Annotated in this window: 27 protein-coding genes; 17 read left to right on the forward strand and 10 right to left on the reverse strand. The window is 69.5% G+C overall.

Annotated features, from left to right (window positions below):
- The first annotated feature begins 14 nt into the window (after positions 1-14).
- The 7 genes from B0293_RS12040 (at position 15) to B0293_RS12065 (ending at position 8,112) form a co-directional block, all read left to right on the forward strand.
- Positions 15-1,616 (forward strand): DNA polymerase Y family protein, encoded by a 1,602-nt coding sequence (locus B0293_RS12040; protein ID WP_039919042.1) that lies wholly within the window; start codon positions 15-17, stop codon positions 1,614-1,616.
- A gap of 2 nt (positions 1,617-1,618) precedes the next feature.
- A complete protein-coding gene (locus tag B0293_RS43690) occupies positions 1,619-1,771 on the forward strand; it encodes a hypothetical protein (protein ID WP_005161922.1) in 153 nt (50 codons plus the stop codon).
- Positions 1,768-5,127: an error-prone DNA polymerase gene (locus B0293_RS12045; RefSeq protein WP_039919038.1), complete on the forward strand. Its 3,360-nt coding sequence runs from the start codon at positions 1,768-1,770 to the stop codon at positions 5,125-5,127. Before B0293_RS43690 ends, B0293_RS12045 begins: the two co-directional genes overlap by 4 nt.
- A 107-nt stretch (positions 5,128-5,234) precedes the next feature.
- Positions 5,235-5,744 carry a hemerythrin domain-containing protein gene (locus B0293_RS12050; protein WP_039919039.1) on the forward strand — a complete coding sequence of 170 codons (510 nt, stop codon included), beginning with the start codon at positions 5,235-5,237 and terminating at the stop codon, positions 5,742-5,744.
- A gap of 68 nt (positions 5,745-5,812) precedes the next feature.
- Positions 5,813-6,295 carry a VOC family protein gene (locus B0293_RS12055; protein ID WP_005161933.1) on the forward strand — a complete coding sequence of 161 codons (483 nt, stop codon included), beginning with the start codon at positions 5,813-5,815 and terminating at the stop codon, positions 6,293-6,295.
- A gap of 136 nt (positions 6,296-6,431) precedes the next feature.
- A complete protein-coding gene (locus tag B0293_RS12060; RefSeq protein ID WP_039919041.1) occupies positions 6,432-7,520 on the forward strand; it encodes a reverse transcriptase family protein in 1,089 nt (362 codons plus the stop codon).
- 4 nt (positions 7,521-7,524) lie between these two features.
- On the forward strand, positions 7,525-8,112 hold the full coding sequence (locus B0293_RS12065) for a pentapeptide repeat-containing protein (RefSeq protein ID WP_005161938.1): 588 nt from the start codon (positions 7,525-7,527) through the stop codon (positions 8,110-8,112).
- 47 nt (positions 8,113-8,159) lie between these two features.
- On the opposite strand, the gene B0293_RS12070 is transcribed toward B0293_RS12065, so the two are convergent.
- Positions 8,160-10,895, reverse strand: a complete 2,736-nt coding sequence (locus B0293_RS12070) for a TNT domain-containing protein (RefSeq protein WP_077241298.1) — start codon at positions 10,893-10,895, stop codon at positions 8,160-8,162.
- A gap of 153 nt (positions 10,896-11,048) precedes the next feature.
- Here B0293_RS12070 and B0293_RS12075 point away from each other — a divergent pair, with 153 nt between their 5' ends.
- A complete protein-coding gene (locus B0293_RS12075; protein WP_005166510.1) occupies positions 11,049-11,348 on the forward strand; it encodes a DUF3017 domain-containing protein in 300 nt (99 codons plus the stop codon).
- Positions 11,349-11,361: 13 nt separating this feature from the next.
- Here the strand turns inward: B0293_RS12075 and B0293_RS12080 are convergent, their stop codons facing one another.
- Together B0293_RS12080 and B0293_RS12085 are read right to left on the reverse strand one after the other, a co-directional pair.
- Positions 11,362-12,534 carry an MFS transporter gene (locus B0293_RS12080; RefSeq protein WP_005166508.1) on the reverse strand — a complete coding sequence of 391 codons (1,173 nt, stop codon included), beginning with the start codon at positions 12,532-12,534 and terminating at the stop codon, positions 11,362-11,364.
- 198 nt (positions 12,535-12,732) lie between these two features.
- Positions 12,733-13,050: an ArsR/SmtB family transcription factor gene (locus tag B0293_RS12085; protein WP_005166507.1), complete on the reverse strand. Its 318-nt coding sequence runs from the start codon at positions 13,048-13,050 to the stop codon at positions 12,733-12,735.
- Positions 13,051-13,412: 362 nt separating this feature from the next.
- On the opposite strand from B0293_RS12085, the gene B0293_RS12090 reads away from it, so the two are divergent.
- The gene (locus B0293_RS12090; RefSeq protein ID WP_039919621.1) at positions 13,413-14,582 is read left to right on the forward strand and encodes an MFS transporter; all 1,170 of its coding nucleotides are present in this window, start codon (positions 13,413-13,415) and stop codon (positions 14,580-14,582) included.
- 3 nt (positions 14,583-14,585) lie between these two features.
- Here the strand turns inward: B0293_RS12090 and B0293_RS12095 are convergent, their stop codons facing one another.
- Positions 14,586-14,774 carry a DUF1918 domain-containing protein gene (locus B0293_RS12095; protein ID WP_005166504.1) on the reverse strand — a complete coding sequence of 63 codons (189 nt, stop codon included), beginning with the start codon at positions 14,772-14,774 and terminating at the stop codon, positions 14,586-14,588.
- Positions 14,775-14,877: 103 nt separating this feature from the next.
- Here B0293_RS12095 and B0293_RS12100 point away from each other — a divergent pair, with 103 nt between their 5' ends.
- Genes B0293_RS12100 through B0293_RS12115 form a run of 4 tightly spaced genes read left to right on the forward strand, consistent with a single transcriptional unit; the run spans position 14,878 to position 17,200 of the window.
- Entirely contained in the window at positions 14,878-15,396 is a 519-nt protein-coding gene (locus tag B0293_RS12100) for a TrmH family RNA methyltransferase (RefSeq protein ID WP_005166501.1), read from the forward strand.
- 22 nt (positions 15,397-15,418) lie between these two features.
- A complete protein-coding gene (locus B0293_RS12105) occupies positions 15,419-16,063 on the forward strand; it encodes a spermine/spermidine synthase domain-containing protein (RefSeq protein ID WP_005166500.1) in 645 nt (214 codons plus the stop codon).
- Positions 16,045-16,626 carry a hypothetical protein gene (locus B0293_RS12110; protein WP_039919620.1) on the forward strand — a complete coding sequence of 194 codons (582 nt, stop codon included), beginning with the start codon at positions 16,045-16,047 and terminating at the stop codon, positions 16,624-16,626. The genes B0293_RS12105 and B0293_RS12110 overlap by 19 nt, the downstream gene beginning before the upstream one ends.
- Before the next feature lie 7 nt (positions 16,627-16,633).
- Positions 16,634-17,200: a GNAT family N-acetyltransferase gene (locus B0293_RS12115; protein ID WP_005166498.1), complete on the forward strand. Its 567-nt coding sequence runs from the start codon at positions 16,634-16,636 to the stop codon at positions 17,198-17,200.
- Here the strand turns inward: B0293_RS12115 and B0293_RS12120 are convergent, their stop codons facing one another.
- Together B0293_RS12120 and B0293_RS12125 are read right to left on the reverse strand one after the other, a co-directional pair.
- Positions 17,201-17,788, reverse strand: a complete 588-nt coding sequence (locus B0293_RS12120) for an HhH-GPD-type base excision DNA repair protein (RefSeq protein ID WP_039919619.1) — start codon at positions 17,786-17,788, stop codon at positions 17,201-17,203. It lies immediately after the preceding gene.
- Between the two features lie 38 nt (positions 17,789-17,826).
- Positions 17,827-18,705 carry a LysR family transcriptional regulator ArgP gene (locus B0293_RS12125; protein ID WP_005166495.1) on the reverse strand — a complete coding sequence of 293 codons (879 nt, stop codon included), beginning with the start codon at positions 18,703-18,705 and terminating at the stop codon, positions 17,827-17,829.
- Positions 18,706-18,771: 66 nt separating this feature from the next.
- Between B0293_RS12125 and B0293_RS12130 the strand changes: the two genes are divergently transcribed.
- Positions 18,772-19,386 (forward strand): LysE/ArgO family amino acid transporter, encoded by a 615-nt coding sequence (locus B0293_RS12130; protein ID WP_005166493.1) that lies wholly within the window; start codon positions 18,772-18,774, stop codon positions 19,384-19,386.
- A 119-nt stretch (positions 19,387-19,505) separates the two neighbouring features.
- Complete coding sequence (locus B0293_RS12135; RefSeq protein WP_005166491.1) at positions 19,506-20,393, forward strand: esterase/lipase family protein; 888 nt, start codon at positions 19,506-19,508, stop codon at positions 20,391-20,393.
- Between the two features lie 13 nt (positions 20,394-20,406).
- On the opposite strand, the gene B0293_RS44855 is transcribed toward B0293_RS12135, so the two are convergent.
- From B0293_RS44855 to B0293_RS12150, 3 genes are all read right to left on the reverse strand, one after another.
- Entirely contained in the window at positions 20,407-21,402 is a 996-nt protein-coding gene (locus tag B0293_RS44855; protein WP_005166490.1) for a DUF2203 family protein, read from the reverse strand.
- 21 nt (positions 21,403-21,423) lie between these two features.
- Positions 21,424-22,014, reverse strand: coding sequence for a hypothetical protein (locus tag B0293_RS12145; RefSeq protein WP_005166489.1), 591 nt, complete (start codon positions 22,012-22,014; stop codon positions 21,424-21,426).
- Between the two features lie 82 nt (positions 22,015-22,096).
- The gene (locus tag B0293_RS12150; RefSeq protein WP_245192131.1) at positions 22,097-22,606 is read right to left on the reverse strand and encodes a hypothetical protein; all 510 of its coding nucleotides are present in this window, start codon (positions 22,604-22,606) and stop codon (positions 22,097-22,099) included.
- A 250-nt stretch (positions 22,607-22,856) separates the two neighbouring features.
- On the opposite strand from B0293_RS12150, the gene B0293_RS12155 reads away from it, so the two are divergent.
- Positions 22,857-24,080, forward strand: a complete 1,224-nt coding sequence (locus B0293_RS12155) for an NADP-dependent isocitrate dehydrogenase (protein WP_005166487.1) — start codon at positions 22,857-22,859, stop codon at positions 24,078-24,080.
- 183 nt (positions 24,081-24,263) lie between these two features.
- Positions 24,264-24,569, forward strand: a complete 306-nt coding sequence (locus B0293_RS12160) for a hypothetical protein (protein ID WP_005166486.1) — start codon at positions 24,264-24,266, stop codon at positions 24,567-24,569.
- Positions 24,570-24,722: 153 nt separating this feature from the next.
- Here the strand turns inward: B0293_RS12160 and B0293_RS12165 are convergent, their stop codons facing one another.
- Entirely contained in the window at positions 24,723-25,466 is a 744-nt protein-coding gene (locus tag B0293_RS12165) for an MBL fold metallo-hydrolase (RefSeq protein WP_005166484.1), read from the reverse strand.
- Positions 25,467-25,516: the final 50 nt, after the last annotated feature.

Here is a 25,516-nt window from a genome sequence, read left to right on the forward strand (position 1 = left end):
ACCCACCTCTGCGCATGCTGGTGCTGTGGTGCCCGGACTGGCCCGCGGTCGCCGCGGCGACCGTCGCGGGCGAGCCTGTCGGCCGCCCGGCCGCGGTCTTCTCGGCGAACCGCGTGGTCGCCTGCACCGCGGTCGCCCGAGGGTACGGCGTCCGTCGCGGGATGCGGCGGCGCGAGGCCCAGTCCTGTTGCCCGGAGCTGGCGGTCTTCGGCGAGGACGACGGCCGTGACGCCCGGCTCTTCGAGTCCGTCGCGAGGGCGGTGGAGGAGCTGGCCGTCGGCGTCGAGGTGGTACGCCCGGGGATCGTCGCCGTCCCGGTCGACGGCGCGGCCGGGTACTTCGGCGGCGAACACGGCCTCCTCGAACGGCTGGTGGACGAGGTGTCCGTGGCGGCGGGGGTGGAATGCCAGGTCGGCGTCGCCGACGGCCTGTTCGCCGCGACGCTCGCCGCCCGTCGTTCGACGCTGGTCGATCCCGGTGGGACGGCGGACTTCCTGGCCCCGCTGCCCATCCGCGAGCTCGACCAGCCCGAAGCGGGCCGAACCGAACTGGTCACCTTGCTCAAACAGCTCGGCCTTCGCACGTTGGGCGCCTTCGCGGCGCTCGACGAGAGCGACGTCTCCGCGCGGTTCGGCATGGAGGGCGTACTCGCGCACCGGCTGGCGCGGGGACGGTCCGAACGGCCGCCGTCGCGCCGTCGGCCGCCACCGGAACTCTCGCTCGCGAAGGCGTTCGACCCGCCGATCGACCGGATCGACGCCGCCGCGTTCGTGGCGAAGGCACTCGGCGAACGCTTTCACGCCGGGCTTTCCGCGCACGGGCTGGCCTGCACCCGCCTCGGCATCTACGCCACCACCGAGACCGGTGAACAACTCGGCCGGGTGTGGCGCTGCGCCGAACCGTTGACCCCGCTCGGCGTCGCGGACAGGGTGCGCTGGCAGTTCGAAGGCTGGCTGAAGGTCAAGGACACCTCGGCGCGGCCCCGGTCCGGCGTCGTCCGGCTGCGGCTGGAGCCGGAGGAGACCGTCGAAGGCCGGTCGCTGCAACTCGGGTTGTGGCGAACGGGCGCGACGGGCACGTTGCGCCCCGCTACCGAGGACGAAGGGCTGTCCGGCGAGCGTGCCGGTCGCGCACTGGTGCGGGTGCAGGGGTTGCTCGGCCCGGAGAGCGTCTTCACCGCGGTGCTCGACGGTGGCCGCGATCCCGTCGAGCGCGTCCGGCTGGTGCCGTGGGGCGACAGGCGGGAGAAGTCGGCGCAGGCGGACGCGAACTGGGCCGGGAGGCTCCCGTCGCCCTCCCCGGCGACGGTGTTCGCCCGGCCGGTGCCCGCCCAGGTGCTGGACGAGAACGGGCGCGTCGTGGAGATCACCGCGCGACGCCGGGTCACCGCCGCGCCGTTCGTCGTGAGTTTCGAGGGCGACGAGCCGCGCGAGGTCCTCGCCTGGGCCGGGCCTTGGCTGGTCGGCGTCCGGGCCGGGGCGGGGCACGCCCGGTCGGGCACCCGGATCCGGTTGCAGGTGCTGCTGGCCGACGGGGACGACGCCGAGGAGGCGGTGCTGCTCCGCTTCGAACACCACAGGAATCCGATGTGGACACTGGAAGGGAAGTACGACTGAACATGGACGAGGAGTACACGCGGCTGGTGCGGCGCTGGCTGGAGGAACCGGCCATCCCGGTGCAGCGTGCGGAGTTGGACACGGCCTGGGCGGCGTGCGTCCCGCGAGCGGAAGTGTTCGTCCCCGCGCCGAGACGCTCGACCGAGAACCGGTGACCGATGGGCTGAACAATCCTCCGCGGCCATGGAAGGATCTCGCTCGCGAACTCGCGGGCGAGGTCCAGCCCGGCGACGGCGGTGACAGCCCCGCGTGGAGCGCCAAACGGGAGGGCTACCGGCGGCCCCCGGATCTGACGTGGCAGAGCGGCGAAGACGACGGGGCCACCACGCGCCGGGTGCCGTACGCCGAACTGCACTGTCATTCGAACTTCAGCTTCCTCGACGGCGCGAGCCATCCCGAGGAACTGGTGGAGGAGGCCGCTCGGCTGGGCCTGGACGCGATCGCGCTCACCGATCACGACGGCATGTACGGCGTGGTGCGCTTCGCCGAAGCGGCCAGGGAACTGGGCGTGCACACCGTCTTCGGCACGGAGCTCAGCTTCGGCCTGTCCGGACCGCAGAACGGGTTCGCCGATCCCGAGGGCGAGCATCTCCTGTTGCTGGCCAAGCAACAGGACGGCTACCTGAGCCTGAACCGCGCGATCACCGCCGGTCAGCTGTACGGCTTCGACAGGGACTCGTTGTCGCCCAAGGAAAGGGCGGAGAAAGGCAGGCCGGTCTACGACCTGCGCGCGGTCGCCGAAGAGGTCGACGGGAAGTGCGTCGTGCTCACCGGCTGCCGCAAGGGCGCGGTGCGCAAGGCGCTCGTGACCGAAGGCCCCGCCGCGGCCGTCGAGAGACTGAAGGAGCTCATCGACTGCTTCGGCGGGGAAAACGTCTACGTCGAACTCATCGACCACACGCTTCCCCTGGACAGCACGCACAACGACCTGCTGAGCGAGATGGCACAGGAGTTCGGGCTCCCGACGGTGGCGACCACGGCCGCGCACTACGCCCGCCCGGAACGGGCCCCGCTCGCCGACGCGCTCAGCGCCATCCGCGCCCGGCGCGGGCTGGAGGAGATGGAGGGCTGGCTGCCCGCCGCGGGGACGGCGTTCCTGCGGTCGGGGGAGGAGATGGCCGAGATCTTCAAGCGGTATCCGGGCGCGGTGCAGCGGGCGGCGCTGCTCGGCCGGGAATGCGCGTTCGAGCTTCACCACATCGAGCCGAAGCTGCCTCCGTTCGAAGTGCCGGAGGGGCACGACGAAGCGTCGTATTTGCGTTACCTCACCAAGGAAGGCGCGAAGGAGCACGAGAAGAACAAGTCCCCCGAGTACCGCAGAAAAGCCCGGAAGCTGATCGAGCACGAACTGGACATCATCGAAGAACTGGGCTTCCCCGGCTACTTCCTGATCGTCTGGGACATCGTGCGGTTCTGCCGGGACAACAAAATCCTTTGCCAGGGCCGGGGCTCGGCCGCGAATTCGGCGGTCTGCTACGCGCTCGGCATCACCAAGGTCGACGCCGTGCGCTACGGCCTGCTCTTCGAACGGTTCCTCGCCCCGGATCGCGACGGCTATCCGGACATCGACCTCGACATCGAATCCGATCGCCGCGAAGAGGCGATCCAGTACGTCTACGGGAAATACGGGCGGCTGAACACCGCGCAGGTGGCGAACGTGATCACCTACCGGGCACGGTCCGCGGTCCGGGACGCGGCGCGGGGGCTGGGGTACTCGCCCGGCCAGCAGGACGCGTGGAGCAAGCAGATCGACCGCTGGGGCGCGTTGCGGGCCACGGAGAAGGACCACGACCACGACATCCCGGAAGAGGTCGTGGAACTCGCTTGCGCGCTCGAGGACTTCCCCCGGCATCTCGGCATCCATTCCGGCGGGATGGTGATCTGCGAACAACCGGTGAGCGAGGTCGTGCCGATCGAATGGGCACGAATGGAGAACCGCAGCGTCGTGCAGTGGGAGAAGGACGACTGCGCCGCCGCGGGATTGGTCAAATTCGATCTGCTCGGACTCGGGATGTTGTCGGCCCTGCACTATATGATAGATCTCGTCCACGACCACAAAGGGGAAGAGGTCGACATCTCCGAACTGGATCTCAAGGACCAGAACATCTACGAAATGCTCTGCCGCGCGGACGCGATCGGCGTCTTCCAAGTGGAGAGCCGCGCTCAGCTGGCGACCCTGCCTCGCTTGCGTCCCAAGAAGTTCTACGATCTGGCGGTCGAGGTCGCGCTCATCCGGCCCGGCCCGATCCAGGGTGGTTCGGTGCATCCCTACATCCGGCGCAAGAACGGCCAGGAGAAATGGGATTTCGACCATCCGAAACTGGCCAAGGCGCTGGGAAAGACCCTCGGCGTCCCGTTGTTCCAGGAACAGATGATGCAGATCGCCCTCGACGTCGCCGATTTCAGCCCGGCGGAGGCGGACCAGTTACGGCACGCGATGGGCGCCAAACGTTCCGAACAGAAGATGGAACGGCTCAAACGGCGGTTCCTCGAAGGCGCCGCGAAGAACGGCATCGAAGGTGAGCTGGCCGAGAAGATCTTCGGCAAGCTCAAGGCGTTCGCGAATTTCGGCTTCCCGGAGAGTCACGCGCTGAGTTTCGCCCTGCTGGTGTTCGCGAGCGCGTACTTCAAGTACTACCACCCGGACGCGTTCCTGGCGGGGCTGCTGCGCGCCCAGCCGATGGGGTTCTACTCGCCGCAGTCGCTGGTCGCCGACGCGCGGCGGCACGGGGTGCGGGTGCTCGGCCCGGACATCAACGCGAGCCTCCCGCACGCGACGCTGGAACCCTTGCCGGAAGGGGGAGAGCTGCTCGCCGTGCGGGGCGGCCTGTCCACCGTGCGGATGATCGGCGAGAACCTGGCGCAGGAGATCGTCGGGGAACGGGAACGCGCCGGCCCGTTCGCCGATCTGCCCGAGGTCGCCCGGCGGGTGCGGCTGACCACGCCGCAGGTCGAGGCGCTGGCCGCGGCCGGCGCGTTCGGTTGTTTCGGCGAGAGCAGGCGAAGCGCGCTCTGGGCGGCGGGCGCGGTCGCCGACGAGAGCCTGGAGAAACTGCCGGGGCTCACCACCGGGGCCAAAGCGCCGATGCTGCCGGGAATGGACGCGATCGACGTCGCGGCCGCGGACGTCTGGGCCACCGGGGTGTCGCCGGACAGCTTCCCGACCCAGTTCATCCGGGAGAACCTCGACGAACTCGGCGTCGTCACGGCGGAGGGCCTGCGCGCGGTCCCGCATGGCGCACGGGTGCTGACCGGCGGCGCGGTGACCCATCGCCAGCGGCCGGCGACCGCGGGCGGCGTCACCTTCATGAACCTCGAAGACGAGACCGGGATGATCAACATCATCTGCACGATGGGCGTGTGGCAGCGCTATCACCGGGTCGCCCGCGGCAGTCCCGCGCTGCTGGTCCGCGGCGTGGTCGAGCGCACCGGCGAGGTGGTGAACGTGCTCGCCGAACAGATCCGGCACCTGCCGCTGCGGATCACCGCCAAGTCCCGTGACTTCCACTGAACCCCCTTGACGATCACCCGGGGGCCGTGCTGAAGTTCCTGCCAGCGTCGCAGTGCACCCGGCAAAGAGACCGTCGCGGGCATGGAGGCGCCGGACCATGGGAAATCATGGAAACCCCTTCTCGGACGAACGGCCGGTTGACGGCGTTCGGAGATCAACTCGTTCAGGTTCACAACTGGTTGCGTAAAGAGCTGGCCCTGCTGCACGACGACCTCGGGTCGGTCGCGGAGGGACGCGCCGAGCGGCTGCGCGATCTCCGGGCGCACTGCCTCACCTTCTGCTCGGCGCTGACCAGGCATCACACCGGCGAGGACGGCGGCGCTTTCCTCGTGCTGGCGGACAAATTCCCCGAGCTGCGGCCGTCGCTGGAAGAGCTCGCGCACGACCACGGGGTGATGACCGGGATCATCGAACGGCTCGAAGAGCTGGTCGCCGGTGTCGGCCCCGGGTCGAGTCAGGGCGAGATCCTTGACGTCCAACGGGAATTGGACGGCCTCACCGCGATCATGGAGACGCATTTCCGATACGAGGAGAAGCGGATCGTCGAGGTGCTCAACTCGCTGGACGTGCCGGAGTGGCGGGAAGCGAAGCCTTCTTTCCTGCTGAAATCTCATTAGGACACGATCTGTCCTATACGGCCTCTAGCGTTCTTCTCATCGCACCAAGACGACTGAGGAGAACTTCGATGACCAACCCGATCCCCGCCGGCTACAACTCGGTCACCCCGTGGATCATCTCGCGCGACGCCGCGGGTGTGATCGACTTCCTCAAGCGGGTTTTCGACGCCGAGCCGATGGGCGAACCGGTGTACAGGGAAAACGGGAAGATCGGGCACGCCGAGGTCCGGATCGGCGACTCGGTCGTCATGCTGTTCGACGCGGAGGACGACTGGATCGAAACCCCGGCGTACCTGCGGCTCTACGTCGAGGACAGCATCGAGACGCAGCGCAGGGCCATCGAGGCGGGCGCCAAGGAGGTCACGAAGCAGACCGAACTCTTCTTCGGCGACCGCGTCGGCCGGGTCCTCGACCCGTTCGGCAACCTGTGGTGGATCCAGACCCGGCTGGTCGACCTCGACTACCCGGAGATGGAGCGCCGGATGAACGACCCGAAGTTCATCGAGGCCATGAACTACGTGGCGAGCGCGAAGATCATCCCGAGTCGCTGAATTCGGTAGGGTGGTGGAGACGCGGAGGTGAGCCGGTGGATCGCCACCCACTCCGGGGCAACCCCGGGGAGCACGAAGTCAGCGAGGCAAGGCGTCCCGCGCGAGAGCGGCATGCTTCGCGTGCGTGTACGCGCGGATGACAGGAGAAACAGTCACCTCCGCGTCGCTCCCCGAACCCCTGCCGCCGGTCTGGCGGTTTCAGGTGGCTCGCTGGGCGAGCTTCGACGGCTGCGCCGCCGGACTCGACCTGACGCCCGGTGAACTTTCCTGGTTCGCCGACGCGAAAGGCTGGAACCGGCGCGCGGCCGGGCCGATCCGCCACTACACCTATCGCTGGATCCCGACGGCGTCCGGCGGAGTGCGGCTCATCGAGCGGCCGAAGCCGCGGATCGCCGAACTCCAGCGCCGGATCCTGCGGCACGTCGTCGATGCGCTGCCGGTGCACGAAGCCGCGCACGGGTTCCGGCGCGGACGTTCGCCGTTGTCCTGCGCCGCACCGCACGCCGGCCGGGAGACCGTGGTCAGGATGGACCTCGAAGGGTTCTTCCCGACGGTGTCCGCACGCCGGATCTCGGCGCTGTTCGCGCTCGCCGGATATCCGCCCGCCGTGGCGGAGGCGCTGGCGGGCGTGCTCACCACGGCCGTCCCGCCCGACGTCCTCGCCACCGCGCCCGGGGGACGGCGTGATCCGGCCCGCGTGCGGCTGCTGAACAACCTGGCGGCTACACATCTGCCGCAGGGTGCGCCGTCCTCGCCCGCGGTCGCGAACGCGGTCACGCACCATCTGGACCGGCGGCTCGACGGCCTCGCGCGGGCACTGGGCGCGGTCTACACGCGGTACGCCGACGACCTGGCGTTCTCCGGGGATTCCTTGCCGCTGCACCGGTTGCTGCCCGGTGTCCGGCGGATCGTCACCGACGAAGGCTTCCGCCTGCGCGACGACAAGACGTCGGTCGCCGCCGCGCACCAGCGGCAACGGGTCGCGGGCCTGGTGGTCAACAGCGCGCCCGCCGCGACGCGCGCCGACTACGACGCGCTGCGCGCACTGCTCCACAACTGCGTCCACACCGGCCCGGAGGCGCAGAACCGGGCCGCGCATCCGGACTTCCGTGCCCATCTGCTCGGCCGCATCGGGTGGATCGGCGCGTCCTCGCAGGCGCGGGCGGCGAAGCTGCGCGCGTTGTTCGACGGGATCACCTGGGCTCAAGCGGGTGTGCGATCCTGAACGGGTGACAGAGACCGCCGAAGACTATCGAGAAGCCGTCCTTTCCCAGCAGTGGTGGGAAAAACGCAGTTTCGTCGGTTGTGATTTCACCGAGGCCGACCTGCGCGGCCTGCGCACCCAGGGCTGCACCTTCGACCAGTGCGACTTCACCAAGGTCGACTTCGAAGGCTCGCGCCACGAGGCGTCCGCGTTCCGCTCGTGCACCTTCGACCGCAGTGTGCTCGCCGGTACCCGGTGGAGTTCCTGCTCGATGCTCGGATCGTCCTTTGTGGACTGCCGGTTCCAGAAGGTCGCGTTCACCGAATGTGATCTCTCGCTGGTTTCACTGAGCCGCAACCGACTGTCCAAAGTGGATCTCTCCGGGCTGCGGCTGCGTGAGGCCAATCTGACCGAGGCGGACCTCACCGGCGCCGACCTGCGCGGCACGGACCTCACCGGTGCCCGGCTGGCAGGCGCGAAACTCGATGGCGCCGACCTTCGGGGAGCGCGGATCGACGCCAACGGCCTGGTGCAGGCGAACCTTTCGGGCGTGCACGTGGACACCGAGACCGCGATCGCCTACGCCGCCGCGCACGGCCTCGTCATCCACTGAAAAAGGGCCCTTCCCGGCGAACTCGCCGGGAAGGGCCCTTTTCGTGACTAATCGATCGGCGGTTCGCCCGGGTCCAGTTCGATGAGGTCGCCCTCGGCGAGCAACTCCTCGATGGACGCCGGCAGCAGGTACGCCGACCCGCCACCGGGCTGGTTGAACCACGGGATCGCGACACCGGCGAGCGCTTCGAGCGGCCGCTGCACGCGGTACACGTGGTACGGCCGGTTCACCCACTCCGGCACGAGCGAGCGCTCCTCGAACGGCGTCCCGGCCGCGTAGGTCAGGTTGCCGTTCGGGCCACCGAAGCGGTCCAGCTCGCTGCCCGCGGGCAGCTCGCGCAGCTCTTTGCCGCGGAACAGCGTCAGCGGCGGCTCGCCGTTGAGCGGCGAGATCGGCCAGTTCTGCTTGGCGTCCGGAGCCCCGGCGTTCGCCGCGGCGGGCGGACGGGCCGGTTCCTCACGCCGCAGCGGCGGCGGCGTCACCGGCGGCTCACGGCGCGGCGGCGCGGGCGGCGGCGGGCTCGCCAGCACCGGATTCGGCCGCACCGGGGGCGCGGGCGGGACCGGTGCGGGGGCGGGCTCGTCGTCCAAGTCGTCCCCGAGCAGTTCCTCGGCCGTCGTGAACGCCGTCTGCTCCTGCGCCGGGATCGCTTCCCGCGGCGGCACCGGATGCGACCCGGTCGCGACCTCGGGGGACAGCGTCGCCAGCACGGGGCGTGCCGGAGGCAGCTTCTCGGCGGGCGGTTCTTCGACGGCGGGCTCCTCGTCGAAGGCCTGCTCGTCCAAGGGCTGTTCGTCGACCGGGGGAGCGCCGTTCGGGTTCAGCAGGACCTTGCCGAGCATGAACGCGGCCGCGTCCTCGGCGTCGCCGAACACCGCCGGGTTGGTCAGCTTCCCGTCGTACCAGCCGACCCGCCAGCCGCCGCCGTCCACCTGCTCGACGCTCCAGCCCTGGTCGACGGGGCCGCCGATGCGGTAGACGTCGCCGGGCACGTTGAGGTCGTCGAACTTCGCCTGGAGCTCGTTCAGCACCGGCTCGAGGTGCTCGACGCGGCGCGGGGCTTCCTCACGCCGCGGTTCGGGCTCCGGGCGGGACACGGGGACGGGCGCGGCAGCGGCAGCAAAGGTCCCCCGCTCCTGCGGCGGGGCGTCGACCTGCGTGACCTCGGAGTCCGACGGCGGGGGCACGTTCGGCTCCGCGTCGTGGGTCAGGAGAGGCAGTTCAGGACCCGCGTCGGCCTGCTCGACCGGCGTGTAGCCCCTGGTCGTCTCCTCCTCGGGAGGCGCGTACGGCTGAGTCTCGTCTTGCCGGGCGTACGCGTCCTGCTCCTCTTCGCGAGGCTGCTCGTAGGCGTCGACCTGCGGGGCCCGCACGTACGTGGTGCCCTCCGGGTCGGCGGCCTGCGGCGCCGGTTCGGGCTCGGCGAGCTGATGCGACGCCTCGTCCTGCCGGTCCTCGTCGGCGTAGACGTCCTGTTCGGACTCGTGGAACTGCGCCTCGTCGTGCGCGTACGGGTCCTGGTAGCCGTCTTCGTACTGTTGCTCGGCGGCGGCTTCGTGGAAGTCCTGCGCCTGGTAGTCCTGGGTGTCGTAGTCCTCTTCGTACCGCTGGGCCTGCTCGGCCTGATCCGGAAGCGTGGACTCGACGGCGGGCACGGCCGCCGCGGCGGCGACCGGTGCGGCGGCAGCGGCAGCCGCCGCGGCCGGGTCCGGGCCCTGCTGATGCGGCGGCGGGACGGGCGGCTGAGCGGCCTGGTTCGGACCGGGACCCGCGGGACCGCCGCCGGGACCATGAGGGCCGGGCTGGTTGACCACGGCCTGCTGCTGCGGCGGCACCGGACCGTTTTGGACCGGGCCGTTCTGTGCCGGGCCGTTTTGGGGCGGGCCCTGCGGAGGCGGTCCGGCGGGGCCGCCGTTGGGCGCGCCCGGGCCGTTGGGGCGCTGCTGCGGGGGCTGATTCCCCCTGGTGAGGTACCCCGCCGCGGCCTGCAACGTCGGGGAGTCGACCTCGGGCAGCGTGAAGTCGTTCTGCCGGACGTGGTCGATCAGGTCGAGTTCCGGCGAGACGCCGTACTCGCGCAGGTAGAAGTTGACGGCGGCCGGCCAGATCCACTGCCCGTCGCTGTGGAAGGCGACCGGGACGGTGGCCTCGGGGGTCTGCGCGAGCCTGTCGATGTCGTAGCCGCGCTCGGTGACCACCAACGGCGCGTGGTCGAGGTACTCGAGCAGCCTGTCCTGCTCCTCGATCTCCAGGTCGGGCCGGTTGATCACCGGACGCCCGGCCGGGCCGATGGTGTCGAAGATGCGGGCGATGCGGAAATGCGGTCCTGGCTGCTCCGGGCCGAGACCGGACATGCGCCGGATCAGCCATTCGGGCACGTTCTCCTCGGAGCGGGGGAACATGCGCAGCTCGTCGGAGAGCGCCTGCGGAGGCGGCGCGAGGCGCCACTGGGGCTCGTCGCGGTTGTACTCGAGGTTGTAGCTGGACGGGTGGTCGAGCTGGTAACGGGCGTTGAACCAGGTGCCGCGGCCGTCGCGATACATCCCGGCGCGGAGCCTGCCGAACAGCGTCGCGATGTCGTGCGTCGCGACCCATTCGTGCGCGGAGCCGTCCTCGGTGATGATCTCGCCGGTCATCTCGTGGTACCTGCCGACGGCTCGGTACTCGGCGCTGACCTTCCGCCAATCGCGCGGCGCGGCCCGCAGCAGGGCGAGGCCGATCTGTTTGACCAGGGTGTCCTGCTCGGTCGCGTTCAACTGAGTCGTCGGTTGTGCCACGGTCACATTTTGACCGTATCCGCGCTCGTGTGCACCCCGCATGTGGGTTTTGCCGCTCTTGACAGCCCGGAATAAGCCCTGACCTGGTGCCGCGTCACTCACCCGGGATACTGGCGAAGTGAACCGACTTGCCCGCGAGACCGAAAAGGACGGGGACTGATGGCGGTGGCCGGACAGCGGCGTGACCGTGGGGCACTGCTCCATCACCTGCCGTTCCTGCTGGTGATGCTGGTGGTGGCCGTCGCCGCCCTGCGGATCGGGCAGTACCACTGGCGGCAGGGGGCCGTGCTCATCGGCGGAGCACTGCTGCTCGCGGGCCTGCTCCGGGCGGCGCTGCCCGAAGCCAAGGCCGGTCTGCTGGCGATCCGGGGCAAGCCTGTCGACGTCCTGACCTATGGCGCGCTGTCCGTTTTGATCCTGTTCATCGCCTTCACGATCACCGGCGGCCCACTGTCCTGAATGTCCTGGACGGTCAGGAGGCCATGGCGGGGGTGAGCCGCGCTTCGCGGCGGTCCAGGCCGCCCGACACCGCTGCCAGCGAGAGGCCCAGCACGGCCAGCGAAGCACCCACCCAGTTGGGCGCGACCAGGCCGAATCCGCCCGCGATCACCAGTCCGCCCAGGTAGGCGCCGATGGAGTTCGCGATGTTGAACGCCGACTGCACGGCGGCGGAGACCAGCGACGGCGTCCCGCCCGCCTTTTCCATGATCCGGGCCTGCATCATCGGGCCGATCATGAACCCGGCGAGGCCGACGAAGAAGATCGTCACCGCCGCGCCGACCTTGCCGTTCGCGGTGAAGGTGAAGATCGCCAGCACCGTGGCCAGCCCGAACAGCGAGACGTAGAGGCTCGGCATCAGCGCCTTGTCGGCGAGCCTGCCGCCGAGGATGTTGCCGATCGTCATGCCGACCCCGGCCAGCGAGAGCAGCAGGGTGACGTTCGACGGCGAGTAGCCGGTGACGTCGGTCAGCATCGGCACGATGTAGGACAGGCAGGCGAAGACGCCGCCGAGGCCGAAGGTGACGATCGCGAGCGCGAGCCACACCTGCGGGCGGCGGAACGCGCCGAGTTCGCCGCGCAGCGACGGCTCGACCGGTTTGCCCTGGTGGGGGACCAGTTTCGCGATCGCGGCCATGGCGATCAGGCCGATCACGGCGACGACGCCGAACGTCGCGCGCCAGCCGACCTTCTGGCCGAGCAGCGTCCCCAGCGGCACGCCGACGACGTTGGCCAGGGTCAGGCCCAGGAACATCATCGAGACGGCCTTCGCGCGTTCGCCCGGCTTGGCCAGGCTGGACGCGACGACCGCGCCGGCGCCGAAGAACGCGCCGTGCGGCAGGCCGGCGAGGAAGCGGAAGGCGACGCCGAACTCCTGGTTCGGCGAGAGCGCGAAGAGGGTGTTGCCGAGCGTGAACAGCCCCATCATCGCCAGCAGCATGGTCTTGCGCGGCAGCCGGACGGCGGCGGCGGTGAGCAGCGGGGCGCCGACCACGACACCGAGGGCGTACCCGGAGATGAGGTAGCCGGCGGAGGGGATCGACACGCCGAAATCGGCGGCGGCTTCGGGCAGCACGCCCATCATGACGAATTCGGTGGTCCCGATGCCGAAGGCACCGATGGCGAGCGCGAGCAGCGCGACGGGCACGGCTCTCCTCTCAGGGGTGGTCGTTCTGGGTAAACGATTACTCGCCCACCGTCGCGGATGGGCTTGCTGAATCGATTTAGTTCTCGGACACAAAAGAAGACAGCGCGTGCGGCCCCGACGTCGACGAGCTGTCCGGCGTCCAGTTCAACGGATCAAGGGGCCCTTTGTCATCCCGGTTTCGGGTGAGGCTGCCCACCCTCAGCGGCGGGCGGCGAGCACTCCCTGGAGCAGTCCGGGGAAGAGCTCGTCGAGATCGTTGCGGCGCAAGGAGTTGTAGCGCGCGGTGCCCTGCTGGCGGCCCATGATGATGCCCGCTTCGCGCAGGGTGCGCAGGTGATGGGTGAGTGTGGACTTGGTCACGGCGACGTCGAAACCGCTGCACGAGATCTCGGTGCCGGCTTCGGCCAGCTGGCGGACCATGTCGAGCCGCACCGGGTCCGCGAGCGCGGCGAGGACCGCCTCGATCCGGATCTCGTCCTGATCGGGGTAGACGTACTGCTGGGTCGTCGCGGCCATCCGTCCATAGTACGACGCCCCTCGAACTTCTCGCGAGTTCGTAGTACGGTCTTCATCGAACTACGACAACCATCGAACAACGACCCCCAGGTCGACTTTCGCGGGCTAAGTGCGATCCGGCACCGACCTGCGTTTAGCGGGCTAATCGCGATCCGGCCGCCTGCCGCGCGGACCTGCGTTTCGCGGGCTAATCGCGATCCGGGCGGCTCCAGGGAGACCTGGGCCCGACCTGCGTTTAGCCCCCTAATCGCGATCCGGCGGCACCTGGGCGACCGAGGGACCGGGAGCGACTTTCGCGGGCTAAACGCGATCCGGTCGCCACCGTGGAAGTGGGCGAAAAAGGGGTCTGGAGCTGGGGAGTCATGACTTTCTCACCACCCAGGACCGCGGTGCTGGCGCTCGGCACCTTCGCGGTCGGCACCAGCGGGTACGTCGTCGCCGGGCTGCTGCCCGCGCTGACCGGCGAGCTCGCCGTCTCCGAGACGGCCGCCGCCCAGCTGGTCACCGCCTTCGCCATCGCGTACGCGGTCGGGTCGCCGCTGTTCGCCGCGGTCACGGGCCGCTGGGAACGGCGCACGCTCCTGGTCGCCGCCCTCGTCGTCACCGCGATCGGCAACGCCCTCGCCGCCCTCGCGCCCGGCTACGTGACCCTGCTCCTCGCGCGGGTCGTCACCGCGATCGGCGCCGCGGTCTTCACCCCGGCCGCGAGCGCCGTCGCCGCCGAACTCACCTCGCCGGAACGCCGGGGCCGCGCGGTCGCGCTCGTCTTCGGCGGCCTGACCATCGCGACGATCCTGGGCGTCCCGCTCGGCAGCGTCCTTTCGCAGAGCGTCGGCTACCAGGCTGTCTTCGCGCTCGTCGCGGCCTTCTCGCTCCTCGGCGCCTTCGCGGTCCGGCTGGTCCTGCCCGCCGTCCCGGCACCGCCCCCGGTCCCGTTCGCCGAACGGTTCACCGTCGCCAAGGACCCGCGCGTGCTCGCCATGCTCGGCGCGACCGTGCTCGGCTGCCTCGCCGCGTTCTCCGTCTACACCTTCATCTCGCCGGTCCTGTCCGCCACGGCGGGCGTCCACGGCACGACGGTCAGCCTGCTGCTGTTCGTCTATGGCGCGGGCGGCGCGCTCGGCAACGTCCTCGGCGGCCGCGCGACCGACCGCTGGGGCGCCAAGGGACCGCTGCTGATCGTGTTCGGCGGGATCACCGTGGTGCTCGCGCTGCTGCCGCTGGTCGCGACCACCGTCGCCGGCGCGGCCGTCATCCTGTTCCTCTGGGGCCTGGCCACCTGGTCGATCAACCCGCCGATCCAGCACCGGCTGATCGAGCTGTCCAAGCAGAACGCGGGGCTCGTCCTCTCGCTCAACGCGTCCGCGATCTATCTCGGCGTCGGACTCTCCGGTCTGGTCGGGGGAGCGGTGCTCAGCGGTGGCGGCCCGCTCCTGCTGCCCGAGATCGCGGCGGTGCTGACGGCGCTCGGCGCGGCCGTGGTCGTGGTGGGCTGGCGGAGCCGCGTGAGGCAGCCCGCGCTGGTCGACTGACGCCTATTCGGCGCGAGTCTGGACTTCGCAGTCGGGGCCGGGGAACACCAGTCCTTCGTGCCCGTCCGCGAACCGGACGAGATACGGCGGGCCGCCGTGTTCTCCGCGTACCTCGAGGATTTCGCCGCGCTGCTCGGCCGAGCCCACCGTGCGTCCGTGCACGTGGATCTCGTCTCCGACGGTCGCCTGCATGAGAACCACCTCCGACGCTTCAAGGTTAGGAGCGTCGGAGGTGATCCCGCTACAGTGTGGGCATGATCCTCGAAATCCTTGGAGGCGCGACGCCTCACCGCCGGTGAGCCCGTCGATCCGGGTCCGCACGCCCTCGGAACTGCGCGCGGCCAGAAGAAGGAAATCCCACTCCTGCTGGGGACATCTCGTCGCGGCACCCCTGTGGCCGTTGCACGGCGCGAATCTCGGCACCCTCTTGCGGACCTGCGACGCGGTGGGTGCCTGTCTTGCCGTGCCGAAGTTCCCGTGGGTGCCGGAGGCGCTGCGCCGCGGGAACACGTTGCGGCGCCCGGCTTGTGTGCATTGGGTGCACGACCCGCCAGGCTGGCTGACCCGGGAAAAGGCGGCGGGCACGGCGATCGTCGGCGTCGAACTCGCCGACGAATCCGTGCGCCTCGCCGATCTTCCTCCCGCGCGGGGTCGGACGATCGCCGTGCTGGGCCATGAGCAGCAAGGCATTCCTCCGGAAGCGCTCGACCTTCTCGACACCGTCGTCGAAATTCCCATGGTGGGTACGGGCGCGAGTCTCAACGTCGCCGTCGCGGGCAGTCTCGTGTTGTACAAATTGGCGGGCTTGCTGTGACCGTCGCCGATAGGCTGCCCGGATGACCGACGTACTCGACACAGTGGCCGGGAAGAGCGGCGAACTGGTACTTCGCCGGGCAGGGGACGACTTCGAGGTCATCGCGAACGGTGTCTTCCTGATGGACACCCGGAACGGTGAATCGGAACGGTTGCTCGTCTCGGTGGCGGCGGACCTGGTGCCCGGCAAGGCGCGGATGCTGATCGGCGGCCTCGGCGTCGGCTACTCGCTGCGCGCCGCGCTGGACCACCCCGGTGTCGGTGAGATCGTGGTCGTCGAGCGCGAGCCGGCCGTGATCGGGTGGAACCGCGAGGGCCCGCTCAGGGACGTCCACGGCGACGCCCTGTCCGACGAACGGGTCACCGTCGTGGAGGCCGATCTGGTGAAGTGGTTACGCCGGACGGAAGAGCGGTTCGACGCGCTGTGCCTCGACATCGACAACGGTCCTGAGTGGACGGTCACCGACGGCAACGCCAAGCTGTACCAGGAAGACGGGCTCGACATGCTCGCCGAGCGGCTGCGGCCCGGCGGTGTGCTCGGGGTGTGGAGCGCCGAGTCGGTGCCGTCGTTCGCGAAGCGGCTGCGTGCGCGGTTCGGTGAGGTCCGGGAGCTGAAGATCCCGGTGCCGCAAGGCGAACCGGACGTGCTGTGGTTCGCGCGGAGGTAGCCGACGCCGCGCGCGTCAACGCCCGCTGGTGCGAAACGGTGTGCGGGACGGGCACCTTCACCGCCCGCGCTTGGAAGTCGGCGTGCCGGACGCCGCCGCTGTATCCGGACGCGATGACCCTGACGCCGGACGCGACGGTCGAGGATGTCCTGGACGGGATCGACCTGTCGCCGGGCTGCGCGGTGAAGGACAGCTTCGGCTGCCTGGATCTTTCGCAAGCGGGCTTCGAGGTGCTCTTCGAAGCCACGTGGATCACCCGCACGGTCCGGATGCCGCTCGAACCCGGCTGGTCCCGAGTCGACGACGAATTCGGCGACCCGTCCGTCGCAGTGTGGTCCGACGGCGTCTCCGGCGTCACCGCCAATCGCGACGGCGACTTCGCGGGACTGTCCAATTTGTACACTCGCGGCGATGTCGACGACGCGTGGCGAGGTGCGACCTCGGCCGTCGCGACGAGCTTCCCCGGTCTGCCGATCACCGGCTACGAACACGGCGAGGATCTCGACGCCGCTCTCCGCAACGGCTACACGGCACTGGGACCGCTGCGGGTCTGGCTGAAATGATCGCCGCATGGAGATCACGACCTGGCACCTCGAACAGACCTCGCCGGACGACCTGAGCGCGGCGAAACCGCCCGCCGTGCCGGTGACGGTCACCCGCGCCGAGCTGGTCAGCCCGGAGCTGAACCGCTACCTCTACACCGCCGTCGGCGGCGACTGGTTCTGGATCGACCGGCTGAGCTGGACGTGGGCACAGTGGATCGAGTGGCTGGACAGGCCGGGCGTCGAGACCTGGGTCGCGTACGCGCAGGGAACGCCGTGTGGCTACTTCGAACTCGACGGCAGCGAAGAAGGCGAAGTCGAGCTCGCGTACTTCGGGCTGATGTCGTCCTTCGTCGGCAAGGGCGTCGGCGGGCACCTGCTGACCGTCGCGCTGCGGGAGGCGTGGTCGCTCGCGGAGCGCTGGCCGGGCAAGACGACGACACGCCGCGTCACGGTCCACACCTGCACCACGGACGGCCCGGCCGCGCTCAAGAACTACCAGGCGCGCGGTTTCCGGGTGTTCCGCACCGAGGTCGAGCAGGCCGAACTGCCCGCCGAGACGCCGGGACCGTGGCCGGGAGCGGGGAAGAAGTAGCTACTTCGCCGGAGCCTTGGCAGCGGCCTTCGCCGCCTTCTTGAACGCGCGCACTTCGCCGAGGGTCTTCGCATCGACGACGTCGGCGATCGAACGCCGGGAGCCGCGGTCGCCGTACGAGCCGGTGGCCGCGCGCCAGCCCTTCGGGTGAATGCCGAGCTGTTTGCCGAGCAACGCGAGGAAGATCGCGGCCTTCTGGTCGCCGAAGCCGGGCAGTGCCTTGAGCCGCTTGAGGACCTCGGGGCCGTCCGGCTTGGGGCGTCCGGCGGTCCAGATCCCGGCCGCGTCGCCGTCGTAGACCTCGACGACGTGCTGCGCCAGGTCCTTCACCCGGCGGGCCATCGAGCCGCCGTAGCGGTGGATCGCGGGCGGGACCACGCAGAGCTCGACGAAGGTCTCGGTGTCCATCGCGTGGATCTTCGCGATGTCGAAACCGTCCATCCGGTCCGCGATCTTCTGCGGGCCGCGGAACGCGTGTTCCATCGGGAACTGCTGGTCGAGGAGCATCCCGACGAGCAGCGCGAACGGGTCCTCGGTCAGCAGCCGGTCCGCTTCCTCGTCCCCGACCAGGTGCAATGCGCGCGTCATGCGCCCAGGATCTCACGACCGGGCCGCCGCGCGCGTCCTCATCCGTGTGGGTCGACGAGCAGGTCCGCGGCCGCGGTGGTGACGGCGGCCGACACCGCCGCCAGCGCGGGGGAGTCGAGCTTCCACTGCTGCCAGAACAGCGGTACGTCGATCGGGTGGTCCGGGTCGAAACTGACGAGCCTGCCGTCGCGCAGCCGGTCCCCGATCTGCGCGAGCGGCACCATGCCCCAGCCCATCCCGGCGGCGACAGCGTCGAAGAACCCTTCGGACGACGGGACGTAGTGCCGCAGCGAACTCGCGATCAAGCCGCGCTCGCGGGCGAAGCGGTCCTGGAGGTCGTCACGGCGGTCGAAAACGACGACGGGGGTTTCGGTGAGGTCGAGGTCCGTGCCGAGTGCCGGGCTCGCGACGGCCAGATAGCGCATGTGCCCGAGCCGGTGCACCGAACAGCCCGCGACCGGATCCGGCGACGACGTCACGGCGGCCATCACCAGGCCCTCTCGCAGCAGGGTCGTGGTGTGGTCCTGATCCTCGCGGTGCAGTTCGAAGCAGATCTTCAGCTCGGGCGGCACCCGCGTGAGCGCCGGCAGGAACCACGTCGCCAGCGAATCGGCGTTCACCGCGATCGGCAGCCGCACCGGTTCGTCACCGGCGGTCAGGCCGAGCTCGGCCCGCGTATCGGCCTCGAGCAGGGCCAGCTGACGACCGAACCGCACGACGGCTTGCCCGGATTCGGTCAGGCGCACCGGTTTCGTGCGGATCAGCAGCACCCGGCCGGTGCGCTGTTCGAGCGCCTTGACGCGCTGGCTGATCGCCGACGGCGTCACGTGCAGGGCCGACGCCGCCGCGTCGAACGTGCCTTCGTCGGCGACCGCCAAGAGCGTGCGGACCAGGTCGAGAGGCAGATCTGTCATCATGAGCGCTAATGTTACGTAAGAATCTTTAGCTGTACTGTTGACGATCCGCTTCCTAATGTCCTCCGTATGGGAGACGTTCTGTTCAGCGCGGGCGCCGGTTTCGGCGCCTCCATGGCCCTCATCGTCGCGATCGGCGCCCAGAACGCGTTCGTGCTGCGGCAGGGGATCCGGCGCGAAGCGGTGCTCGTGGTGGTGCTGATCTGCATCTTCTCGGACGCCATCCTGGTGAGCCTCGGCGTCGGCGGGGTCGGCGCGATCGTGGGCGCGTCACCGGAAGCGCTGACTGTCGTCGCGCTGGTCGGCGGCGCTTTTCTGCTGTGTTACGGCGCCCTCGCGGCTCGTCGCGCGTTCAAGCCGGCCGCGCTGGAAACCGGGGGTCCGGAGACCGGCGGATCGCTGCGCCGCATCGTCTTGACGACGCTGGCGCTCACCTGGCTGAATCCGCACGTCTACCTCGACACCCTGCTCCTGCTCGGCGCCATCGCGGCGGGACACGGCGGCGGCCGGTGGGCGTTCGGCGTCGGATCGGTGCTGGCCAGCGTGATCTGGTTCCTCGTGCTCGGCTTCGGCGCCAGGCTGCTCAGCGGGTTCTTCCGCAAGCCGTCGTCCTGGCGGGTGCTGGACGGCTTGGTCGCCGCGACGATGATCGCCCTCGGTGCGACACTGGTGGTCAGCGCCTGAAGCGCTTGTGATCCGTCACAAGAGGCGGCGCGCAAGTCTGGTTCTTCTCCTGGTTCCGGCCACCGGTTTGTGACGCATGATGACTCGCATCACATACTGACGAGTAACCGGAGGCAGGGATGCGGGCTCGGGTCACCAACGGCGGTGCCACCAAGACCAGGAGGATCCTCACCACGCTTGTCGCGGCTTTGACGTTCACGATCGCCGTCCCGGCCGCGGCGACCGCGGCGCCGTCGAGCGGCTGGAACGACTGGTCGTGCAAGCCCAGTGCGGATCACCCCGAACCTGTCGTGCTGGTGCACGGCCTCGGCGGCAACGCGACGACCAACTGGTTCTACCACGCGCCGAAGCTCAAGAACGCCGGTTACTGCGTCTACTCGCTGACCTACGGCGCCACCGTCCTGGGTGGACAGTTGTTCGGCGGAATGGCCTCGATGCGGAAGAGCGCCGTCGAACTCGGCGCGTTCGTGGACCGCGTGCGGTCGAGCACCGGCGCGGACAAGGTCGACATCGTCGGACACTCCGAGGGCACGACGATGCCCGCGTACTACCTCAAGTTCGAGGGCGGCGCGAAGAAGGTGAAGCACTTCGTCGGCTTCGGCTCGAACTTCAAGGGCACGTCTCTCAACGGCCTTTCCGGGCTGGCCAAGGCCGTGCTTTCGCTGCCCGGCATCGACCTGCTCGCCGACGGCGTATGCGGCGCGTGCCGCGAATACCTCCCGCCGTCGGACTTCCTCGACGACCTCGCCCGCGGCGGCGTGAGCGTGCCGGGGCCGACCTACACGAGCATCGTGAGCCGCCACGATCGAGTGGTCACGCCGTACACCAGCGGCGTGCTCGGCGAGCCGGGCACGACCGACATCGTGCTGCAGGACAAGTGCGGCGTGGACGTCTCCGGGCATCTGAGCCAGGCGATCGACCCGAACGTGACGAGCCTGATCCTCAAGGCGCTCGACCCGGAAGGCGCGCCCGTGCCGAAGTGCGTGCCGTTCTTCGCACCGCTGTAGGACGCCGCAGGGCTCAGGGTTTGGTCGCGTGCACCACGAACACCGACCGGACCCTGTCCTCGGACTCGACGTCGAGGCGCTTCACGGTCACCTCGGTGAAGCCCGCTTCGGAGGCCAGTTCCGCCGCGTCGTCCTCGGTTTCCGGCAGTTTCAGGTCGGCGGGGACGATCGCGGCGAACGCCTCCGACGGCCGGAACGCCGACGCCAGCGGCAGGCTGAAGCCGACCCGGCCGCCCGGGCGCAGCGCCCGCAGCCAGTCGTGAAGCGCGGCCGCGCCCAGGAAGTGCAGCGAGGACGCGCAGAGCACGGCGTCGGCGCCTTCGTCCTCCACCGGCGACGGAACCGCCGAGGCGACCTGCCAGGTGATGACCTTGCCGGGATCGCGCGTCGCCGCCTTCGCCTCGGCCTGGGCGATCATGCCCGGCGAGATGTCGATCGCGAGCACTTCGCCCGGCTCCAGGCGCAGCGCGGCGAACGCGGCCACGCCGGTACCGGTCGCGACGTCGAGAACGCGTTCGGGAGCCGTGCTGCCGAGGCCGTCGACAAGCGCTTCGGCGACGAGGCCGTGAAAGGTGTCTTCGTCGTAGTGAGCGGCCATGCCGTCGAACAGTCCGGCCGCGATCTCCTCGGTCACGACGGCGACCCTGTCCGGCAGCCGGCGCCGCCCGGCGAAACCCAGGTCGACGCGGTGATACCAGCACAGTTCGGGATCGCCTTCGAGCCAGCACAGCAGGACGTCGGCGCCGTCGAGTTCGGCGGGGAAATCGATCAGGAGCGGGGCGAACCCCTTCAGCTCCGCGCCCGTCCGCTGGACGGTGGTCATCAGATCGTCCAGCCGGGCCTGCGCGGCCTTCCACTCCGGCATCCCGCCGAGCGCGGTCTCCCGGCCGCCCGGGCGCAGGGACGCGGCGAGCTCGGCCGCGTCGGCGCGGAGGCGGACGAGCTCGTCGAGCACGGGGCGTAGCCGGGCGAGTTCGGCGCGGGCTTCAGGAACGGTGAACAATCCCATGCGCCGATCGTCCCAGCCCGCTCAGCGGCGCCGCCGGGCGAGTCTCGACGCGAGGCCCGCGCCGACCAACAGGAAGCCCGTCCCGAGCAGGCCGCCGATGAACAGCCAGCTCGTGACGCCGTAGGTGACGTCGTTCTGCGGCAGGTACTTCATGAGCCGGAAGCCCCATTCGGGGACCGCCGCGGCGGCCACGCCGGGTGCGACGCCCCAGACGAGACCGCCGAGGATCGGGCCGGTCGCCGAGAGCGCGCCGAGCAGGCCGACCGCCAGCAGCAGGATCCCGCCGCCCGCCAGCAGGCTGATGCCGAGGACGTCACGCTGGGTGCTCAGCGTCGCCTGGATGAGCATCTGCTGCCGCAGGCCGCCCCACGACAGCAGGCCGAGGGCGACCGGCGTCAGGATCAGGCCGCCCGCGCCGCTGAGGACTCGTCGCACTCCTCGGCCCGCGCGGGGGTCTTCGGAGCCCGGGTCGTCCTCGAAGGGCTCGTACGGTTCGTACGACTCGACGTCCTCATACGGCCTTCGCGGGTCCTTGGGCTGCTGCTGCTCGTACTCGCCGTACTCCTGGTAGTCCTCGTCGTCGTACTCCGCGACGTACCGGTGCGATGACATGGGCGGGCCACCTCCCTGAACCGGACTACGGACGCGAAGCCCCTTCGGTTCACTTCGATCTTCGCGGAGCGCGTTTAGCCCGCTAAACGCGATTTGAGCGGCGCCGGGTCAGGGTCCCGACCAGGCCGGCTCCGATCAGCAGGAACCCGCTCGCGAACAGGGCGCCCATCACCAGCCAGGTCACCAGCCCGACGCCGAGTTCGCGGCCGCCGACGTCGTACATGGTGCTCATGACGCTCGTCCCGCCCAGGAGCGTGGTCAGTCCCGGGATCACTCCCCAGATCAGCCCGCCGAGCACCGGCCCGAGCCCGGACAACGCGCCGAGAAGCGCGACGCCGAGCAGGAGAAGGCCGCCGACGATCAGCAGGATCAAGCCCAGCGGGTCTTCGCCGACGCTGTAGGCCTGCGCGTAGGTCCGCTGCAGCCGTGAGCCGCCGTAGATCACCAGGCCGAGCGCGACCGGCGAGAGCAGAAGACCGCCGAGCGCGCTGATCACCCGAGGCACGGCACGGCCGCTTTGCCTAGGCTGCAGGTAAGGCTCCGGCATCGACGGCTGCTCATGCGGCGGCACGGCGTAGGGGTTGGTGGACATGTGGGGACCGCCCTTCCGGTGGCCGGCTGTGCCGAAAATGGAGTGCGGTTCGATGATGGCGCGGTCTCCGAGGATCCCGTGACGGCCGGATGGCCGTCGTCCGACCGGGTGACGTCGGTCACAACGGCCTCGTGGAGACTTGATACCGACCACTACTGGAACCATCCAGGACCGTAAAGCAGTACGCTTGTACCGCTACCGGAGAGACTGAAGAAGAACGCGAAGATCCGCGGAAGGAGCACCGCTGCTCATGGCCAAGATCAAGGTCCAGGGCACCGTCGTCGAGCTCGACGGCGATGAGATGACCCGCATCATTTGGCAGTTCATCAAGGACAGGCTGATCCACCCGTACCTGGACGTGGACCTGGAGTACTACGACCTGGGCATCGAGGAGCGGGATCGCACCGACGACCAGATCACCATCGACTCCGCCAACGCGATCAAGAAGCACGGCGTCGGCGTCAAGTGCGCCACCATCACGCCGGACGAGGCGCGCGTCGAAGAGTTCGGCCTGAAGAAGATGTGGCTCTCGCCCAACGGCACGATCCGCAACATCCTCGGCGGCGTGATCTTCCGCGAGCCGATCGTCATCCAGAACATCCCGCGTCTGGTCCCCGGCTGGACCAAGCCGATCATCATCGGCCGTCACGCGCACGGCGACCAGTACAAGGCGACCAACTTCAAGGTCCCGGGTCCCGGCACGCTGACCATCAGCTACACCCCGGACGACGGCTCCGAGCCGATGCAGTTCGACGTCGCGAAGTTCCCCGAGGGCGGCGGCGTCGCCATGGGCATGTACAACTACCGCAAGTCCATCGAGGACTTCGCGCGCGCCTCGCTGCAGTACGGCCTCGACCGTGAGTACCCGGTCTACATGTCGACCAAGAACACCATCCTCAAGGCCTACGACGGCATGTTCAAGGACGTGTTCGAGGAGATCTACCAGGCCGAGTTCAAGGCCGACTTCGACGCCAAGGGCATCTCCTACGAGCACCGCCTGATCGACGACATGGTCGCCGCGGCGATGAAGTGGGAGGGCGGCTACGTCTGGGCCTGCAAGAACTACGACGGTGACGTGCAGTCCGACACGGTCGCGCAGGGCTTCGGCTCGCTGGGCCTGATGACGTCCGTGCTGCGCACCCCGGACGGCAAGACCGTCGAGGCCGAGGCCGCGCACGGCACGGTCACCCGGCACTACCGTCAGCACCAGCAGGGCAAGCCGACCTCGACCAACCCGATCGCGTCGATCTTCGCGTGGACCCGGGGCCTCGAGCACCGCGGCAAGCTGGACTCGAACCCGGAGCTGATCGGGTTCGCGAACAAGCTGGAGCAGGTCGTCATCGAGACCGTCGAGAGCGGCAAGATGACCAAGGACCTCGCGCTGCTGATCAGCAAGGAGCAGGCGTTCCAGACCACCGAGGAGTTCCTCGCGACGCTGGACGAGAACCTGGCCAAGAAGATCGCCCAGGGCTGAGTCTCGCTTGAAGGCCCCCTTCCTCGCGGAAGGGGGCCTTTTCGCGTCGTGACCCTGGGTAGTACGGCCACTTTCCGGTTGGCGCCTCCGGGTGGTTGGCAATCCGGGATCTGGGCGACCGCCCCGGCTTCTGCCACTCTGGACCGGACAGAAAACGATTCCCTTGTTCGAGGAGTGACCATCATGGCCATCTCGAAACCGGTCTTGTTCCTCGGCGCCGGTGCGGCGCTGATCGTCGTCGTCGCCATCTCGGGACAAGACAGGGAGTCGAGCGCATCGAGCCCGACCGGTTGCCAGGTCGTGGTGACGGCCGACGTGCTCAACGCGCGCGACCTCCCCGGCGGACAGAAGATCGTCGGCAAGTACGTCAAGGACGCGAAGATCGACGCGCAGCCGGTGGTCGAGAACGGCTTCCGCAAGATCGCCGAGGGCAAGTGGGTCTCGGCCGAGTTCGCGCGCCCGGTCGAAGGCTCCAAATGCGGCCCGTGACCTGCGGCTTCGCGTTTAGCCCGCTAACCGCGACGCGCCCCTGACCTGCCGCTTCGCGATTAGCCCGCGAAACGCAAGTGCGCGCCTCCGGCCGGCGGGATCGCGTTTAGCCCGCGAAACGCAGGTGGGCGGGTCTGGTCGGCGGGATCGCGATTAGGGGGCTAAACGCAAGTGGGTGCCTTCCTCGGCCGCCAGTACCTCGCCCCGGAACTCCGCCCGCGCCTCGGCCACTGAGACCTCGCGGTCGGAGCCGGGCCAGAAGTGGGTCAGCAGCAGCCGCCGGGCGCCGCCGCGCTGGGCCCAGTACCCGGCCTCGCCCGCCGTCGACACGAGCCGCGGCGTCTCGTCGGGGGGCGGACCCTGCAACGTGGCGTCGGCGATGAGCAGATCCGCGTCGCGTGCCAGCTCGGCCAGGATCGGGCTGGGCCCGCTGTCGCCGGTGTACGCGACGGTGAGCCCGGGCGCGCTCAGCCGGACACCGTAGTTCGGCACGTGGTGCGGCAGTAGGAACGTCGTCATCCGGAACGGCCCGACCTCGCGCGGCGGGCCGAGGTCGGCCACGTCGAAGATCGTCGTCGGATGCGGACGCGGTTCCATCGCTTCGAGCCGCCGCACCGTCCCCGGCGTGCAGTGCAGCGGGATCCTCGGCTCGTCCGGCAGCCCGTAGGCGCGGGCACGGCCGAGCGCGCTCACGTCGGCGCAGTGATCGGGATGTTCATGCGTCACCACCACCGCGTCGACCCGGCCATCGGGGGCGTGTTCGAACAGCCGTGACGCGGCCCCGTAGCCGAGGTCGAGCACCAGCTTGAAACCTTCGTGGACCAGGAGGAACCCGGCGCAGGCCCGTCTCGGTTCCGGCCAGGCGCCGCAGCTGCCCAGCACGGTCAGCTCACTCATGCGCGCAGTCTCGCAGAGCGAACTCCCTGAGAGTTCTGTCGGACCCTCCG

It is taken from the genome of Amycolatopsis azurea DSM 43854 (assembly GCF_001995215.1).
Taxonomy (GTDB): domain Bacteria; phylum Actinomycetota; class Actinomycetes; order Mycobacteriales; family Pseudonocardiaceae; genus Amycolatopsis; species Amycolatopsis azurea.